The sequence below is a fragment of the Streptomyces sp. NPDC005820 genome (genome assembly GCF_040630255.1).
Lineage (GTDB): Bacteria > Actinomycetota > Actinomycetes > Streptomycetales > Streptomycetaceae > Streptomyces.
Map to the genome: position 1 here is coordinate 1 of NZ_JBEXXE010000054.1, position 17,793 is coordinate 17,793.

At 71.9% G+C, this 17,793-nt stretch carries 11 protein-coding genes; 6 read left to right on the forward strand and 5 right to left on the reverse strand.

What is annotated here, in order from left to right; all coding sequences use genetic code 11:
- Window positions 1-188: 188 nt before the first annotated feature.
- Both ABZ464_RS43740 and ABZ464_RS43745 read right to left on the reverse strand, forming a co-directional pair.
- On the reverse strand, window positions 189-1,145 hold the full coding sequence (locus ABZ464_RS43740) for an IS481 family transposase (RefSeq protein ID WP_359287502.1): 957 nt from the start codon (window positions 1,143-1,145) through the stop codon (window positions 189-191).
- Window positions 1,146-1,248: 103 nt separating this feature from the next.
- Window positions 1,249-2,112, reverse strand: a complete 864-nt coding sequence (locus tag ABZ464_RS43745; protein WP_359287503.1) for a peptidase — start codon at window positions 2,110-2,112, stop codon at window positions 1,249-1,251.
- Between the two features lie 220 nt (window positions 2,113-2,332).
- On the opposite strand from ABZ464_RS43745, the gene ABZ464_RS43750 reads away from it, so the two are divergent.
- The 4 genes from ABZ464_RS43750 to ABZ464_RS43765 are packed head-to-tail and all read left to right on the forward strand — an operon-like array spanning window position 2,333 to window position 8,606.
- Window positions 2,333-2,746: a hypothetical protein gene (locus tag ABZ464_RS43750; protein ID WP_359287504.1), complete on the forward strand. Its 414-nt coding sequence runs from the start codon at window positions 2,333-2,335 to the stop codon at window positions 2,744-2,746.
- Window positions 2,743-4,665, forward strand: a complete 1,923-nt coding sequence (locus ABZ464_RS43755; RefSeq protein ID WP_359287505.1) for a GMC oxidoreductase — start codon at window positions 2,743-2,745, stop codon at window positions 4,663-4,665. Before ABZ464_RS43750 ends, ABZ464_RS43755 begins: the two co-directional genes overlap by 4 nt.
- A 25-nt stretch (window positions 4,666-4,690) precedes the next feature.
- The gene (locus ABZ464_RS43760) at window positions 4,691-6,544 is read left to right on the forward strand and encodes a peroxidase family protein (RefSeq protein WP_359287506.1); all 1,854 of its coding nucleotides are present in this window, start codon (window positions 4,691-4,693) and stop codon (window positions 6,542-6,544) included.
- Between the two features lies 1 nt (window position 6,545).
- Complete coding sequence (locus tag ABZ464_RS43765) at window positions 6,546-8,606, forward strand: trypsin-like peptidase domain-containing protein (protein ID WP_359287507.1); 2,061 nt, start codon at window positions 6,546-6,548, stop codon at window positions 8,604-8,606.
- Window positions 8,607-8,633: 27 nt separating this feature from the next.
- Here the strand turns inward: ABZ464_RS43765 and ABZ464_RS43770 are convergent, their stop codons facing one another.
- Window positions 8,634-9,752 (reverse strand): peptidoglycan DD-metalloendopeptidase family protein, encoded by a 1,119-nt coding sequence (locus ABZ464_RS43770; RefSeq protein ID WP_359287508.1) that lies wholly within the window; start codon window positions 9,750-9,752, stop codon window positions 8,634-8,636.
- A gap of 208 nt (window positions 9,753-9,960) precedes the next feature.
- Between ABZ464_RS43770 and ABZ464_RS43775 the strand changes: the two genes are divergently transcribed.
- Window positions 9,961-10,947, forward strand: a complete 987-nt coding sequence (locus ABZ464_RS43775) for an STM4015 family protein (RefSeq protein ID WP_359287509.1) — start codon at window positions 9,961-9,963, stop codon at window positions 10,945-10,947.
- Between the two features lie 20 nt (window positions 10,948-10,967).
- Here the strand turns inward: ABZ464_RS43775 and ABZ464_RS43780 are convergent, their stop codons facing one another.
- The gene (locus ABZ464_RS43780; RefSeq protein WP_359287510.1) at window positions 10,968-14,342 is read right to left on the reverse strand and encodes a pyruvate carboxylase; all 3,375 of its coding nucleotides are present in this window, start codon (window positions 14,340-14,342) and stop codon (window positions 10,968-10,970) included.
- A gap of 122 nt (window positions 14,343-14,464) precedes the next feature.
- Window positions 14,465-16,249 (reverse strand): FAD-binding dehydrogenase, encoded by a 1,785-nt coding sequence (locus ABZ464_RS43785; protein WP_359287511.1) that lies wholly within the window; start codon window positions 16,247-16,249, stop codon window positions 14,465-14,467.
- Between the two features lie 283 nt (window positions 16,250-16,532).
- Between ABZ464_RS43785 and ABZ464_RS43790 the strand changes: the two genes are divergently transcribed.
- Complete coding sequence (locus tag ABZ464_RS43790) at window positions 16,533-17,675, forward strand: helix-turn-helix domain-containing protein (protein ID WP_359287512.1); 1,143 nt, start codon at window positions 16,533-16,535, stop codon at window positions 17,673-17,675.
- Window positions 17,676-17,793: the final 118 nt, after the last annotated feature.

Consider the following 17,793-nt stretch of genomic DNA (forward strand, 5'->3'; position numbering starts at 1 on the left):
CCCCTCCCGCGCGAGCGAAGCCGAGCGTGGGGGAGCGTGCTCTCGGCGTGCCGGGCGGAGACCCTCGTACTGGATGTACTTGGGGCTTCGCCCGGCACGGCGAGAGGGGGTGCCCCCTCTGGGGGAGCGTGCCGGGCGTCGCGGGGCTGGGGGTACCCCCTCTGGGGGAGGGACTTTGCGGACACTGCCTAGGTGTATTGACCCGCAGGGTTGTTCACGCGGGTGATGGGTGGGTGGCCGCCGAGTGCGGTGTGGCAGCGGTGGTGGTTGTAGGTGTGCAGGAAGTCTGCCAGGGCCGTGGTGCGTTCGGCGTTGCTGGTGTAGGGCCGCAGGTAGGCCCATTCGTCGAGCAGGGTGCGGTTGAAGCGTTCGACCTTGCCGTTGGTCTGGGGCCGGTAGGCGCGGGTGAGTTTGCCGGCCGCGCCGAGGTCGGCGAGTGCCTGCTGCCAGGCGAAGCTCTTGCGGTAGGGCCAGGCGTTGTCGGTCAGGACCCGCTCGATGCGGTCGATGCCCGTGGTCTGGAAGAAGGCCGCGGCCCGGCGCAGGAAGCCGGCGCAGGTGGTGGCCTTCTCGTCGCCGTGGATCTCGCTGTAGGCCAGGCGGGAGTGGTCGTCGACGGCGGAGTGGACGTAGTCGAAGCCCACGCCGCTGCGGCGGGTCCGGCCGGCCTGGCGGCCCAGGACCTTGTGGCCGCCGCCGTCCGGGATCCGGCCGAGCTTCTTCACGTCGACGTGGACCAGCTCGCCGGGCCGCTCGCGTTCGTAGCGGCGGATGACCTGCCCGGTGGGCCGGTCCAGGAAGGCCAGCCGGTTCAAGCCGTGCCGGACCAGGATGCGGTGCACGGTCGAGGCGGGCAGGCCCAGGACCGGTCCGATACGCGCCGGGCCGAGCTTGCGGTCCCGCCGCAGCCTGCACACGTCGGCCTCCGTCGCTGCCGCTGTGCGGTGGGGTGTCGTCAGGGGACGGCTGGGCCGGTCGCGCAGTCCCTGCTCGCCCTCGGTCCGCCAGCGGCGGATCCACTTGTGGGCGGTGGCGCGGGAGATGCCCATCTCGGCCGCGACATGGGCAACCGGGCGGCCACCGGAGACACGTTCGACGAGCAGCCGCCTGCCGTGAACGGTCAGCCGGGCATTACGGTGGGACACGAAGACCTCCGTGCGGTGCGGTCCTAGACAGCTCCACCACACCGGAGGTCTTCGCCATGATCAAGCACCCCACGAGTGTCAACAACGCTCGTGATCAATACACCTAGGGCGTCGCGGCGGGCAGCCGGGTGGGGACGACGGGGAGCATCATGCCGTCGCCGATCGGCGCGGTGTGCGGTACCAGGGCGCCTTCCCGGGCGATCTGGAGCAGATCCGGGAGGCTGTAGGGTTCGGCGCCCTCGAGGTCGACCGTGTAGCCCAGGTCGCCGAGGCTCGCGGCGGTCATCCGGCTCAGCGGGTTGCCCGCGCCGGAGATGAACGGCGACATGAGTTCGTTGACGAAGACGGCCTCACGCCAGTGGCTTTCCTGGGTGCCGGGACCGCCGAAATTCGCGACCGGTACCGGGACGGGTTCGATTTCGCCGAGGAGTGAGGCGAACTCGGACATGGCGCCCAGGCCCACGAAGGTGGGGTTCTTCGTACCGGCGCCCTTGAGGAGGCCGAACTGCGTCCAGAGGATGCCGAAGCCGCAGACGTGCCCCATTTCGTGGGTGATCACGTCGACGAGAGTGCCCTCCGATTCCATCTGGGCCAGATCGGCGGAGTCGAAGCGCATCACGCCCTTGGCCGGCAGATTCGCTCCGAACTGCGCCGATCCGTCGCGGAAATCGGTGGGTCCGGCCATGCCCAGGATGCGGCCGGGGCCGTCGATGGTCACGCCTTCTGCCTCGATCAGCAGATCGTCGATGATGTCCTCGCCCACGACCGCGGTGTCCAGGTCACCGACGATGACCCGGGTCCACCGGTCGGCCGCCGCCGCGAAGGCGTCCTGCTGATGGCTGGTCAGTCCGCCGAGGAAGCGGACCTCGATGGTGAACGGTGACGTCGTACGGGCGACCTCCCTGGCCCGCTCGAAACTGGCGACCGCTCGATAGGTCTGGAAATTGTTGGTGGCGACCTTGCCCATTTCGGTTCTCCCGTCTGTCGGCCACGACACGATTCACCCCCCTCTTGCCACACTAGGCCGAAAGGGCGGCCGGTGCCCGCTCGGGAGAATTCAATGGGCGGACAGAAGTGTCGAATTCAATTGAATGCGGCCCTGCTCTGAGATGCAGATGAGCAGCGGATTTCCTAGACTGGTATGCGGGCATTTCCAGGGGGGTTTCACCGCAGCTTCAGGAGAGATCATGGCCGTGAAGCATGCCGTCCCCCGCTCCGCCCCGCTCTACGCGCTCGCGGCGATCCGCGTGTTCAACGGAGCCACCGGACTACTGGCGCCCGAGCTGCTCATCCGGCGTCTGGACCCCGACCGCGCGCCGCAGAGCCCGGCGGCCGTCTACGCCTTCCGGCTCTTCGGCATCCGCACCGTCCTGCTCGGCCTGGACCTGCTGACCCACCACGGGGAGCGGCTCCGGGAGGACCTGCACGAGGGGATCCTGATCCACGCCAGCGACACCGCGACGGCGGCCCTGCTCGGTCTCAGCGGCCGGCTCCCGCCGCGCACCGCGATCCTGACCACGCTCATCTCGGCCACCAACACCGCCCTGGCCGTGACGGCCGGTCTCCCGCCGTCCAACTGCACCAAGGGCAGGCGGACATGACCCCCGGGCTGCCAGGGCCCGATGCGGCTCCCCCGGCCGAGACGGGTTTCGACTACGTCGTCGTCGGCGCCGGTGCCGGAGGCGGGCCACTCGCGGCCAACCTCGCCGCGGCGGGCCGGCGCACCCTGCTGCTCGACGCGGGCGGCGCCACGGAGAACGACACCTACCTGGTCCCCGCCTTCCACGCCGACGCCTCCGAGGACCCGGTCCAGTGCTGGAACTACTTCGTACGGCACTACGAGGACGAGCGGCAGCAGCGACGTGACGGCAAGTTCGTCGCGGACCGGGAAGGCGTCCTCTACCCGCGGGCGGGCACCGTCGGCGGCTGCACCGCGCACCACGCGCTGATCACGGTCTATCCGTACAACCGCGACTGGGACGCGATCGCCGAGGAGACCGGCGACCCGAGCTGGAACTCCACCGCCATGCGCGGGTACTTCGAGCGGCTGGAGCGCTGCGCCTACCGGCCCCGGCCCAAGGAGCCGCCCGCGATCCCGCTGCTGACGGCGCTGCTGAAGGCGCTGCCGTTCCTCGCGGGCCGGTACCGCAACACCGCGCGGCACGGTTTCGACGGCTGGCTGCCGACCGCCCTGGCCGACCCCGGACTGATCGTCCAGGACAAGCAGTTGCTGAAGGTGATCCTCTCCGCCGCGGAGAGCGCGCTGGCCGATTTCCTCGACCGGCCGCTGTCCCCGCTGGAGGGGCTCGGCTCCTTCGTCGACCCCAACGACTGGCAGGCGCAGACGCGTGCGCTGCAAGGGCTGTGGCAGATCCCGCTCTCCACGGCGGACGGGCGGCGCAGCGCGGTACGGGAGCGGGTCCGGGCGGTGGAGCGGGACCGTCCGGGCCGTCTGGTGGTCCGCACCCATGCGCTGGCGGCCCGGGTGGTGCTGGACGGCAGCGGGGCGGCGACGGGTGTCGACTACCTGGACCAGCCGCACGTCTACCGGGCGGACCCGGCGAGCGGGCCGGCCGCCGGGCCGCCGGTCCTGCGCAGGGTCCTCGCCTCCCGCGAGGTGATCGTGGCGGCCGGGGCGTTCAACTCGCCGCAGTTGCTCATGCTGTCGGGCATCGGACCGCGTGCGGAGCTGAGCCGGCACGGCATCCCGGTGCGGGTCGATCTGCAGGGTGTGGGCGCGCATCTGCAGGACCGGTACGAGGTGGGCGTGGTCAGCCGGATGGACCGGGAGTTCCCCGTCGTCGCGGACTGCGACTTCCACGCGCCGCGGCCCGGCACCGCGCCGGACCGCTGCTACCGGGCGTGGCAACGGGGCGAGGGGCTGTACACGACCAACGGCGCCGTCGTCGGCATCACCCGCAAGTCCCTCCCGGAGCTGGACGTTCCCGATCTGTTCGTCTTCGGCGGGCCCTTCGACTTCCGTGGCTACCGGCCCGGCTACTCCCTCGACCTGACCCGCCACCGGGACCGTTTCACCTGGGCCGTCCTCAAGAGCCGTACCCACAACACCGGGGGCCGGGTGCGGCTGCGCTCCGCCGACCCCCGGGACACCCCGCTGGTGAACTTCCACTACTTCGCCGAGGGCACCGACAAGGACGACCTGGATCTCGAGGCGATGGCCGACGCCGTGGAGTTCGTGCGCGGCATGAACCGCAGGGCCGGCCCGGTGATCCGCGAGGAACTGTGGCCCGGCAAGGAGGTCGGCGGCCACGAGGACGTGCGCCGCTTCGTGCGGGACGAGGCGTGGGGCCACCACGCGTCCTGCACCTGCCGGATGGGGCGGGCGGACGATCCCTCGGCCGTCGTCGACAGCGAGTTCCGGGTGCGCGGGGTGGACCGGCTGCGGGTGGTCGACGCCTCGGTGTTCCCCCGCATTCCCGGGTTCTTCGTCGCCCTGCCCATCTACATGATCAGCGAGAAGGCGAGCGATGTGATCCTCGCCGACCGGGGACAGGAGTGATCCTCCCCGCTTAAGGAGCACCGCGATGACCAAGCACCGACCCCCCGCACCACGGTCCACCACCGGATACCGCACCTCGCTGCCCTGGCGGATCGTCACCGCCGGCGCGGAGTACGTCGACCGGCGCATCGGCTGGGACAAGCTGCCCGTGCCGCCCGGTCTGCTGACGCTCCTCGGGCTGCGCGTCAGGCTCCGGCAGAAGAACCTCCACGACACCGGCACGATCCCCTCCGTGAACCAGCCCGACCCCGCGCCGCCTTCCGAGCTGCACCGGGTCAACCGGACCGCGGACGGCAGCCACAACGACCTCGACGAGCCGAGGATGGGCATGGCGGGCACCCGCTTCGGCCGGAACATCCCGCTGGACCGCATCGCCCCGGCCGCCCCCGAGGACGTCCTCGCCCAGCCGAGTCCGCGCGAGGTCAGCCGCGCCCTGCTCACCCGGGAGGCGCTGACGCCGGCGGAGTCGGTGAACTCGCTGGTCGCCGCCTGGCTGCAGTTCATGGTCCGCGACTGGTTCAGCCATGGGACGAGCCCCGAGGACCGGCCCTGGGAAGTGCCCCTGATGGACGACGACCCCTGGCCGGAACAGCCCATGCGGATCATGCGCACCCCCGACGACCCGACCCGTGACCCGTCGGCGCCCGCCGGGACGCCCGACACCCGGGTGAACGTCTCCTCGCACTGGTGGGACGCCTCGCAGATCTACGGCACGAACGAGACGGAACAGCGGCTGATGCGCACCGGTGAGCTGGGCAGGCTGCACCTGTGGGACGACGAGCAGTCCCCGATCCCCTCGGACCCCTCCCGCGATCCGTCGCGCGTCCCCGGCTTCTGGCTGGGTCTGGCCATGATGCACGACCTGTTCACCCGGGAGCACAACGCGATCTGCGACCATCTCCACGGGGCGTACCCCTCGTGGGGCGACGAGGAGCTGTTCCAGCGGGCCAGGCTGGTCAACGCCGCACTGCTGGCCAAGATCCACACCGTGGAGTGGACCCCGGCCGTGATCAGCCACCCCACCACCGTGACGGCCCTGCGGGCCAACTGGTGGGGCATCGCGGGCGAGCGCGTCCACCGGCTGTTCGGCCGGATCAGCGACAGCGAGGTGATCAGCGGCATCCCGGGCGGTGAGACCGACCACTACGGCGTCCCGTACTCCCTCACCGAGGAGTTCGTCGCGGTCTACCGTATGCATCCGCTGATCCGGGACGAGTGGCATCTGCGCTCGGCCGACGACGACGGGTCGCTGCGCCACTGCACCCTGCGGGACATCTCGGGGCCCGGGGCCCTGAAGGTCCTGGAGACCACCGGGATGGCGGATCTGCTCTACAGCTTCGGCACCCTGCACCCCGGACTGGTCACCCTGCACAACTTCCCCAGGTTCCTGCAGGAGTTCGAACGCCCGGACGGCCACCTCCAGGACCTCGCCGCCACCGACATCCTGCGCTCCCGCGAGCTGGGCGTCCCCCGCTACAACGAGTTCCGGCGGCTGCTGCGCCTGAAGCCGGCCGGCTCCTTCGCGGAGCTGACGCACGACGAGGAATGGGCGCGGCAGATCGAGCAGGTCTACGACGGCGACATCGAGAAGGTCGACCTCATGGTCGGGCTGTACGCGGAGAAGCTGCCGGCCGGTTTCGCCTTCAGTGACACGGCGTTCCGCATCTTCATCCTGATGGCCTCGCGCCGGCTGAACAGCGACCGCTTCTTCACCGAGTACTACACACCCGAGGTGTACTCCCGGGCCGGCATGGCCTGGATCGACGACAACAGCATGAGCACGGTGCTGCTGCGCCACCACCCCGAGCTGCGCACGGCTCTGGCGGGGCTGAAGAACGCCTTCGAACCGTGGCACACCGCTGGAAGGACGGTGGACTGACATGGATACGGCGGACAGGACCCGCGAGGAGCGCCGGCGCCAGAATGAGGCGGCCGCCGCGCGGTACGACGAGACCACGCAGGAGCGACGGGCGGTCGAGCGGCAGCAGGACGCCGGTGTCACCTTCCCCGACTCGGAACAGGCGCTGGCGGCCCGCGCGGCCCGGCTGCTCGACCGGAACGCGGTGTCCCCCGCGCTGGCGGTGGAGGCCGTCCGCGCCGAACCGCTGGCCGCGGGCGCGGCGTACGAACGCATCCTCGGGGTGTCCACGGAACTGCAGGCCTGGAGCTTCCTGCCGCGTGGCGCCCGGGCGGCCCGGACCGTGGCCCGGATCTCGGTGCGGGAGAACGGGCGCGAGCTTCCGCTCGGCACCGGCTTCCTGGTGTCGCCGCGGCTGCTGATGACCAACCATCACGTCCTGCCCGACGCGGACACCGCCCGGCAGTGCTTCGTGGAGTTCGACGCGCAGGTCAGCATCGACAACGCGCCGCAGGCACCGATCCGGCTGGCCCTCGACCCGGACGGGTTCTTCACGGCGGACGAACGCCTCGACTACGCCCTGGTGCTGCTCGTCCCGGGCCCGGACGGACGGCCGCCCGGGGAGGCGTTCGGCTGGAACCGGCTGAGCGCCCAGCCGGGGAAGCTGGTGATCGGCGAACCCGTCAATGTCGTGGGCCACCCGATGGGGCGGCTGAAGGAGATCGCCGTACGCGACAACACGCTCCAGGTGCGTCTGGACGACTTCCTCCACTACAAGACGGACACCGAGCCCGGAAACTCGGGTTCCCCGGTCTTCAACGACCAGTGGGAGGTCGTCGCGCTGCACCACAGCGGGGTGCCCAGAACGGACGAGCAGGGCCGGGTGCTGCGCACCGACGGTCAGGTGTGGCGGCCGGGGGACGGCGACGACGCCATCGACTGGGTGGCCAACGAAGGCGTCCGCATCAGTTCCGTTCTCCGGCATCTCGCGGCGCTGCCGCGTACCGCGCGGCCGTCGCCGCTGGAGGAGATGGGCCCCGAGTCGGGTCTGGTCCAGGCGCAGGCCGCGGCCCCCGCCACGGCCGCGCCCGCCGCCGCGCCCACGGCGACACCCTCGGCGACACCCACGGCGACACCGCTTCCCGTCGCCGAGCGGGCGCCGGTGCTCACGGGCCTGCGCGCCCGTGCGGGGGCCTTCGGCGGCAACCGGCATCTGGTCTTCCTGCACGGCCGTTCCCAGGAGGAGCACGAACCGGCGGACCTCCGCCGAGAGTGGGCCGCCGGTCTCAACCAGGGGCTCGTGCGGGCGGGGCTCGCGCCCGTCGACCCGGAGGACATCTGGTTCCCCTACTACGGCGACACCCTCGTCCAGGCGCTCAAGACGCACGAGGCCGTACCCCGTACGGTCGAGGCGGCCGGTGCCACGGCGGCGGAGGTGGTCGCCCCCTCCTCGCCGTCCGCCCGCGCGGTGTACGAGGAGTTGCTCGGCGAGGCGGCCGCCAAGTGGGACATGCCGCAGGACCATCAGCCGGCCACCGAGCGCATCGGCCTCGGGGACGTCGTCGGGGCCCTGCACCGACGGCTGAGCTGGCTGGCCGCCAGGAGCGACCTCGACGCCTGGGCCATCGCCCTCGTCTTCCGCGACGTGGCCGCGTACCTGGACGCCGACCGGCCCGTCCGGGACGAGGTCCTGAACTGTGTGCTGGAGACGGTGCCGGACTCGGGAGACGTGGTCCTCGTCGGTCACAGCCTCGGCACGGTCGTGGCCCTCGATCTCATCACCCGGCTGTCCCCGGGCGTGAACGTCGTCCATCTGACCACGGCGGGCAGCCCCCTCGGGCTGGACAGCGTGTACAACCGGCTGCTGGTCGGCGGGCCGAAGCGTCCGGACAAGGTGGCGGACTGGCTCAACGCCTGGTGCCCGACGGACGCCGTGGCCATCGGCTGCCCCCTGGGCGACGACTGGGCGGACGGCCTCGTCGACCTCGCCGTCCTCAACGCCCGCGACCGGGCCCACAGCATCGTGGAATACCTCTCCCACACCGACGTGGCCCGGTCCATCGGCAACCGGCTCACGGCCTGAGCCGGCCGCCCTCCGGCCGACGTCCCGTCAGCCGGAGGGCGCGAGCCAGGGCTGCGGGTCGGTGTAGTAGCCGTCGTAGATCACCTCGAAGTGCAGATGCGGGCCGGTGGACAGGCCGGTGGAGCCGACCCGTCCGACGGGGGTGCCGGTCTGCACGCTCTGGCCGGCGGTGACGTCGATCCGGGAGAGATGGCTGTACGTCGTCTGCAGCCGCTTGCCCTCGATGGTGCCGTGGTCGACGACGACCCGGTTGCCGTAGGCCTTGGTCATGGCCGCGAAGACGACCGTGCCCGCGCGGGCCGCGGAGACCTGGGCGCCCTGGGGCGCGCCGAAGTCCACGCCGGTGTGCAGCTTGGTGACGCCGGTGAGGGGGTGTTTGCGGGAGCCGTAGGGGGAGGTGATGGTGAGGGTGGTGACGGGCGGGGCGAGGATGGCGTCGGCCTGGGCGCCGGCCGCGCCGCCGCTCGGGTCCTCGCGGTCGAAGTCGGCGTACTTCGCGAACAGCGCCTTGACCTCGGTGAGGTAGGTCGTCGCGTCGGCGGGGACGCGCCCCTCCTGCTCCACCGCGTCCGTGCCGACGGCGTAGGCGGCGAGGGTGAGGTCGACCAGGTCCCCGTTGACGGTTCCGTCGGTTCTGAGGTCGGTGACCTTTCGGGCGAGGGAGCAGTCCTGGCGGCCGAGCGCCATGATCGCGTCGGCCGGATCGCCGGGCGAGGACGTGCCGTTGCCGTCGTCGTCCTTGCCCCAGGTCCGCCACTGCGCGTCGGTGAAGGCGGCGATGCCCTGCCCGCCGGAGGGACCGGCCGTGGCGTTGTTCCAGCCGGTGAGCTGGTCGATCTGGGCGGCGAGGACGGACGCGGTGACGACGTTGCAGGCGTCGGCGGCCTTGCGCAGCCAGGGGCCGTAGGTGTCGTTGACGCCGGCCACCGCGTCCTGCTGGGTGCCGCCTCCCGGGGTCCAGTCGTCGGGGAGGCCACCGGTCAGGGCCAGGACTCCGGCGACGGCGGAGAGGGTGAGCAGTCCGGGGAGGACCAGGAAGACGACGGGTCCGGGACCGCGTCGGCGGGGCTTGGGGGGCGGGACCCGCTCCGGAGTTCCGGGCTCGGTCTCCCGCACGGGGGTGTCGACGGCGTGCTCTTCGCTCACGCGTGGAGCTCCGCGGGGAGTGTGCAGTTGTTCACGGGCGGACGGTAGCCCGTGGCCGGTCCGGTGTCACCGGACGCGAGGGCAGAACAGCTGCCCGCAGGGGCAGGACTACCCGGCGGCGGGTGTCGTGGGGCACTGGTAGAAAGAGCGGCGCACTGGCCGGGGCCCCGGGGGGCCGGCCGTCGTCGCGCTCGGAAGGAAACCCGCGGTGTCCCTCGCCCACATCAAGGAACTGCACGGTCTGCCGGTCCATCTGTTCCCGCAGCCCAAGGCCGCGGGAGCGCCGTTGCCGGCGGCCGGTTCGGTCGCCTGGAAGCTCTCCAGCGGGCTCAGCGTGGACGAGGAGGACTTCGACGAACACTGGGACCGCTTCCTGGACACGGTCGATCCGGCCGAGGTGCGCGCCCTGGTCCTCGGCGGGGGTGCCTACGGCAGCGAACCGGACGGCTGCGACCCGGCCGAGGCGGCCGAGCTGCTGGCCCGGGCGGCCGACCGGCTGACCGGTCTTGAGGCCCTCTATCTCGCCGACCTGAACTTCGAGGAGTCGGAGCTGTCCTGGATCGTCCAGGGTGACGTCAGCCCGTTCCTCGAGGCCTACCCCCGCCTGCGGGAGCTGGCGGTGCGTGGCTCGAACGGCGGCTACGGGGACGAGCCGGGAGTGCGGTTCGGTCCGCTGCGCCATGAGCATCTGCGGGTTCTGCGGTTCGAGAACGGCGGGCTGCCCGCCGAGGTGCTGCACGGGCTCGCCGCCTCGGAGCTGCCCGCTCTGGAGCACCTGGACCTGTGGCTGGGCGCGGAGGACTACGGCCGTACCGCCACCCTGCAGGATCTGGCGCCGGTCCTGGACGGCTCGGGGCTGCCCGCGCTGCGCCGGCTGGGCCTGCAGAACGCCGACATCCAGGACGAGGTGGCCGCCGCCGTCGCCTCCGCCCCGGTGGTGGCCCGGCTGACGGCGCTGCACCTGGGCCGCGGCATTCTCACGGACACCGGCGCCGAGGCCCTGCTGGCCGGGCAGCCGCTGGTGCATCTGGAGGAGCTGGACCTGCACCACCACTATCTGTCGGACGAGATGGCGGGGCGGATCCAGCAGGCCCTGGAGCCGCAGGGGGTACGGGTCGACGTGTCCGGAAAGGTGGAGCTGGACGAGTCGGACGAGGACTTCCCGGAGGAACGGTACGTGGCCGCCGGTGAGTGACCCCACCGGCGGCCGTCCGCTCAGTCGACGACCACCAGCAGGTCGCCGCCCTCCACCTGCTGGATCCGGTTGATGGCGAGCCTGCTGACCCGTCCGGCCTTGGGCGCGGTGATGGTGGCCTCCATCTTCATCGCCTCGATGGTGGCGACCGTGGCGCCGGCCGCGACCTCGTCGCCCTCGGCGACGGCCAGGGTCACCACACCCGCGAAGGGGGCGGCGACATGGCCGGGGTTGGCGCGGTCGGCCTTCTCCGTCACCGGGATGTCGGAGGCCGCCGCCTTGTCGCGGACCTGGATGGGCCGCAGCTGGCCGTTGAGGCTGGACATCACCGTGCGCAGTCCGCGTTCGTCGGCCTCGCCGACGGCCTGGAGCTCGATCAGCAGCCGGACGCCGGGTTCCAGGTCGACGGAGTACTCCTTGCCCGGGCGCAGACCGTAGAAGAAGTCCTTGCTGTCCAGGACGCTGGTGTCGCCGAACGCCTGGCGGTGGGCCTCGAACTCACGGGTCGGGGCGGGGAACAGCAGCCGGTTGAGGGTGGCGCGGCGGGACTTCTCCAGTCCGTCGCGGTCCTCGGCGGTGAGGTCGTTGACCGGCTTGGCGTCGGCACGGCCCTCGAGGGCCTTGCTGCGGAACGGCTCGGGCCAGCCGCCGGGCGGGGTGCCGAGCTCGCCGCGCAGGAAGCCGATGACGGAGTCGGGGATGTCGTAGCGGTTGGGGGCCGCCTCGAAGTCCTGCGGGGAGACCCCGGCGCCGACCAGGTGCAGGGCGAGGTCGCCGACCACCTTGGAGGAGGGGGTGACCTTGACCAGGTGGCCGAGGATGCGGTCGGCGGCGGCGTACATGGCCTCGATGTCCTCGAAGCGGTCGCCGAGGCCGAGCGCGACGGCCTGGGTGCGCAGGTTGGAGAGCTGGCCGCCGGGGATCTCGTGGTGGTAGACGCGCCCGGTGGGGGAGGCGAGGCCCGCCTCGAACGGGGCGTAGATGCGGCGGACGCTCTCCCAGTACGGCTCGAGGTCGCCGACGGCCTGGAGGTCGAGGCCGGTGGGGCGCTCGGAGTGGTCGGTGGCGGCGACGATCGCCGACAGCGAGGGCTGGGAGGTCGTCCCGGCCATGGAGGCCACCGCGCCGTCCACCGCGTCCGCGCCCGCCTGGATGGCGGCGAGGTAGGTGGCGAGCTGGCCGCCGGCGGTGTCGTGGGTGTGCAGGTGGACCGGCAGGTCGAACTCGCGGCGCAGCGCCGAGACCAGCTTGGCGGCGGCGGGGGCCCGCAGCAGGCCCGCCATGTCCTTGACGGCCAGGACGTGCGCGCCGGCCTCGACGATCTGCTCGGCGAGCCGCAGGTAGTAGTCGAGGGTGTAGAGGCGCTCGTTCGGGTCGGACAGGTCGGAGGTGTAGCAGAGGGCGACCTCGGCGATCGCGGTGCCCGTCTCCCGTACGGCGTCGATGGCGGGGCGCATCTGGCCGACGTCGTTGAGGGCGTCGAAGATGCGGAAGATGTCGATGCCGGTGGCGGCGGCCTCCTGGACGAAGGCGTCGGTCACCTCGGTCGGGTACGGGGTGTAGCCGACGGTGTTGCGGCCGCGCAGCAGCATCTGGAGGCAGATGTTGGGGACGGCCTCGCGCAGGGCGGCCAGCCGCTCCCAGGGGTCCTCGGCGAGGAACCGCAGGGCGACGTCGTAGGTGGCGCCGCCCCAGCACTCCAGGGAGAGCAGGTTCGGCAGGGTGCGGGCGACCAGCGGGGCGGAGGCGAGGAGGTCCTTGGTGCGCACCCGGGTGGCCAGCAGGGACTGGTGGGCGTCGCGGAAGGTCGTGTCGGTGACGCCGATGGTCGGGGACTCGCGCAGCCAGCGGGCGAAGCCCTCGGGGCCGAGCTGGACCAGCCGCTGCCGGGAACCGGCCGGCGGCTCGTCGGCCGGCAGCGGGGGCAGCTTGGTGGTGGGCTCGATCAGCTCGGGGCGCTCGCCGTGCGGCTTGTTGACGGTGACGTCGGCGAGGTAGGTGAGCAGCTTGGTGCCGCGGTCGGCGGAGGAGCGGGCGGTCAGCAGATGCGGGCGCTGCTCGATGAACGAGGTGGTGACCCGTCCGGCCTGGAAGTCGGCGTCGTCCAGGACGGCCTGGAGGAACGGGATGTTGGTGGCCACGCCGCGGATGCGGAACTCGGCGACGGCACGCCGGGCGCGCCGGATGGCGGCCTCGAGGTCGCGGCCCCGGCAGGTGAGCTTGACCAGCATGGAGTCGAAGTGGGCGCTGATCTCCGTACCGGCGTGGGTGGTTCCGCCGTCGAGCCGGATGCCGGAGCCGCCCGGGGAGCGGTAGGCGCTGATGCGGCCGGTGTCGGGGCGGAAGCCGTTGGCGGGGTCCTCGGTGGTGATACGGCACTGCAGGGCCGCACCGCGCAGGGTGACCGTCTCCTGGGAGAGACCGAGGTCGGCGAGGGTCTCGCCGGAGGCGATGCGCAGCTGGGCCTGGACGAGGTCGACGTCGGTGACCTCCTCGGTGACCGTGTGCTCGACCTGGATGCGCGGGTTCATCTCGATGAAGACGTGGTTGCCGTCGCGGTCGAGGAGGAACTCGACGGTGCCCGCGTTGCGGTAGCCGATCCGGCGGGCGAAGCGGACGGCGTCGGCGCAGATCCGCTCGCGCAGCTCGGGGTCGAGGTTGGGCGCGGGGGCCAGCTCGATGACCTTCTGGTGGCGGCGCTGGACGGAGCAGTCGCGCTCGAAGAGGTGCATGACGTTGCCCTCGCCGTCGGCGAGGATCTGCACCTCGATGTGGCGGGGGTCGACGACGGCCTTCTCCAGGAAGACGGTCGGGTCGCCGAAGGCGGACGCGGCCTCGCGGGAGGCGGCCTCGATGGACTCGCGCAGCACGGCCGGGTCCTCGACGCGCCGCATGCCGCGCCCGCCGCCGCCCGCGACCGCCTTCACGAACACCGGGAAGCCGATCGCCTCGGCGGCCCGCACCAGTTCGTCGATGTCGTTGGAGGGCGCCGACGAGCCGAGCACGGGGACGCCCGCCTCACGGGCCGCCGCGACCGCGCTCGCCTTGTTGCCCGTCAGCTCGAGGGTGCGGGCGTCGGGGCCGACGAACGTGATGCCGGCCTCCTCGCACGCGCGCGCGAGTTCGGGGTTCTCGGAGAGGAACCCGTAGCCCGGGTAGACGGCGTCGGCGCCCGCCCGGCGGGCGGCGGCCACGATCTCCTCCACGGAGAGGTAGGCGCGCACCGGATGCCCGGGTTCGCCGATCTCGTAGGCTTCGTCGGCCTTCAGCCGGTGCAGTGAGTTGCGGTCCTCGTGCGGGAAGACGGCGACCGTGCGCGCGCCCAGCTCATAGCCGGCGCGGAACGCACGGATCGCGATCTCACCACGGTTGGCGACCAGCACCTTGCGGAACATCCTGGACCCCTTCAGCCTGACGGTGACGGGACCCATGGTGGCGGTGAGTGACTTTTTTGACCATGTGAGCCGGGCCACTCACCGGCATGTCTCGCTCAATGAGACGTGTTCCGCAGGACGAATCAGGTCGCGGTCGCCTCCGCCGCGGCCCGGCCCGCCTGGCGTCCGGAGAACAGACAGCCGCCGAGGAAGGTGCCCTCCAGGGAGCGGTAGCCGTGCACCCCGCCGCCGCCGAAGCCGGCCACCTCGCCGGCCGCGTACAGACCGGGCACGGGGTTGCCGGAGGCGTCCAGGACCCGGCCGGAGAGGTCGGTCTGGAGGCCGCCGAGGGTCTTGCGGGTGAGGACGTTGAGGCGGACGGCGATCAGCGGTCCCGCACCGGAGTCGAGGATCCGGTGGACGGACGCCGTACGGCTGAGGGTGTCGCCGGGGTAGTCGAGGGCGTTGCGGATGCCCATGACCTGGACGTCCTTGGTGTACGGGTTCTCGATCTCGCGGTCGCGGGCCTCGATCTGCCGCTTGAGGTCGGCGAGGTCGATGAGGTTGTCGCCGGTGAGCTTGTTCATCCCGGCGACGAGGTCGGTGAGGGTGGTGGCGACGACGAAGTCCTCGCCCTTGTTCTTGAACTTCTCGATCGGCTCGGGGGTCTGCCAGATGCGGGAGAGCAGCTGCCAGACGTTCTTGTTGGTGAGGTCGGGGTTCTGTTCGGAGCCGGAGAGCGCGAACTCCTTGGCGATGACCTTCTGTGTGGTGACGAACCAGGAGTAGTCGTGGCCGGAGGCGGTGATGGTCCGCAGGGTGTGGAGGGTGTCGTAGCCCGGGATGTCGGGCGTGTCGAAGCGCTTGCCGGTGGCGTCGAACCACATCGAGGAGGGGCCGGGCAGGATGCGGATGCCGTGGCCCGGCCAGATCGGGTCGTAGTTCCGGAGGCCCTCGGTGTAGTGCCACATGCGGTCCGGGTTGACGATCCGGCCGCCCGCCTTCTCGGTGATGGCGAGCATGCGGCCGTCGACGTGTGCGGGAACGCCGGTGACCATGTACGACGGCGGGGTGCCCATCCGGGCGGGCCAGTTCCGGCGGACCAGGTCGTGGTTGGCGCCGATGCCGCCGGAGGTGACGACGACGACCGGGGCGCGCAGTTCGAAGTCACCGACGACCGTACGGGAGCTGGGCTTGCCGCGGGCCGCGCTGCTGGGCTCCAGGACCGCGCCGCGCACTCCGGTGACGACTCCGCCGGTGGTGACGATCTCGTCGACGCGGTGGCGGAACCTGAAGGTGACCTTGTTCGCGTCGACCGCGGCCCGCACCTTCTTCTCGAACGGCTCGACGACGGCCGGTCCGGTGCCCCAGGTGACGTGGAAGCGGGGCACGGAGTTGCCGTGTCCGGTGGCGAGGCCGCCGCCGCGCTCGGCCCAGCCGACGATCGGGAACCACTGCACACCGAGCCCGGAGAGCCAGGACCGCTTCTCGCCGGAGGCGAACTCGACGTACGCCTTGGCCCATCGGTAGGCCCAGTAGTCCTGGCCCCGGGGGTCGTCGACGCCCCGGTCGAAGCCGGCCGCGCCCTGCCAGTCCTGCCAGGCGAGGTCGTAGGTGTCCTTGACGCCCATCAGGCGCTGTTCGTCGGAGTTGACGAAGAACAGTCCGCCGAAGGACCAGAAGGCCTGGCCGCCGATGCTCGCCTCGGGTTCCTGGTCGAGGAGGAGCACCTTGCGTCCGGCGGCGGCGAGTTCGGCGGTGGCGACCAGTCCGGCGAGTCCGTGGCCCACGACGATGGCGTCCGCGTCCTGCGACTCGGCGGCGAAGGCCGGGAAGGCGTGGGCGGCGAGGGTCGCGCCCGCGACGACCCCGCCGGCCGCGGTGAGGGCGTGGCGGCGGGTGATTCCGGCGGCTTCGGGGGTGTCCATGAGGGGCCCTCCTGGAGGCGTCACTGGGGGTGGTGCGCGGGGCGGTACGTGGGGGGTGCGTGGCGGCACTTGGGGAATGCGTGGCGGCGCTTGAGGGATCCTTGGGAAAGGCTTGGTCGGTCCATGGGTGGCGTGAGAAGGGGTGCGCCGGGGACGGCTGCACTGTTACCGTCGGTAGCCCAACAGGAAACCAGGTCGTCACAGCAGTGCGGTAGTGCGCGGGCGCCAACGCGGCAACCGCTTGCTTGTGGCCCGGAGACAGCGGCCGGGCGGAGAGGGGACCATGGCGGTCGTACGCGGATCGGAACCGGTCACGGCGGTGCTGCGGGGCATGGCCGACGACCCGGACGTGTACGGCGAGCTCGCGCGCGCGGCCCGCAGCCGCTCCCCCGAGCTGTCCCGGCTGACGGAGGAGGCGACCCGCTCGCACGTGACGGCGGTGCTGCGGGCGGCGGCCCCGTGGTTCACGGCGCCCGAGAAGGCCGGGCCGGTCGACGAACAGGACTTCACCGCCGCCCTGTTGCTGGGCGCCGACCGTGCCGTGCAGGGCGTGCCGATGACGGTCGTGCTGCGGGGTGTGCAGGCGGCGCTGGCCCGGGTGGCCGAGATCGTCGTGGACCGCTGCCGTTCGGCGGGCGTACCGGACCGGGCCCTGCTGTCGCTGGTGCTGCGGTTGCAGGAGTACGGCGCCGCGGTGGAACGGCAGGTGATCCACGGCTACCGGGCCGCCGAGCACGACGCGCCGCGCGCGCTGGACGCCGTACGGACCCGGTTGCTGCGTCAGGCCCTGCTCGGTGAAGTCGCGCCACGGGCGGAGGAGTTGGCGCGGGCCGGGGTCCATGCGGACGCCGAGGGCCGCTACCACTGTCTGGTCGCCGCGCCCGCGCGCGCGGTGCGGTCGGCGCGGGTGGCGACCGTGCCGCTCGACGGCCGCACGGCCGGCCTCGGGCCGCGCCCGCCGGAGGCCGGGGAGATCGCGCCGGAGGCGCTCGTGGTGGTCGCGCCCGCCGCCGCCCTGCCCGAACTACCGGGACTGTACCGACTGTTGGTGCGCGCCGTCGACCTCGGACGGCAGCAGGGCCTGCACGGACTCTACGACATCACGGACTTCGCCGGCCTCATCGCGCTGGCCGAACAGCCCTACCTGGGTGGACTGTTGAGCCACAGGCTCCTCGGCGGCCTGGATCCCGCGGACGACTTCCACCGCCAACTCGCCCTCACGGCACTGGCGTTCCTCGACAACGGGCGACGGCTGGACCAGACGGCGGCGGCCCTGTTCACCCATCCCAACACCGTCCGCTACCGTCTCGGCCGGCTCCGCCAGATCACCTCGGCCTCCCTCACCGGCGGCGACGGCGGCCCGCTCGCCGCCCTGCACTGGTGGTGGGCGCTCACCGCGTGGCTGGAGTCGCCAACACAGCACTGAGCAGCGGCGCTTGGGATCCGGGAGCTTTTCGTTCGACCTGTCGGACATTGTTCGAGAAGTCTTGACGCGACCGTGTACACCGATTGACACTCTCGCAACATCACGTCACACAGCTGAA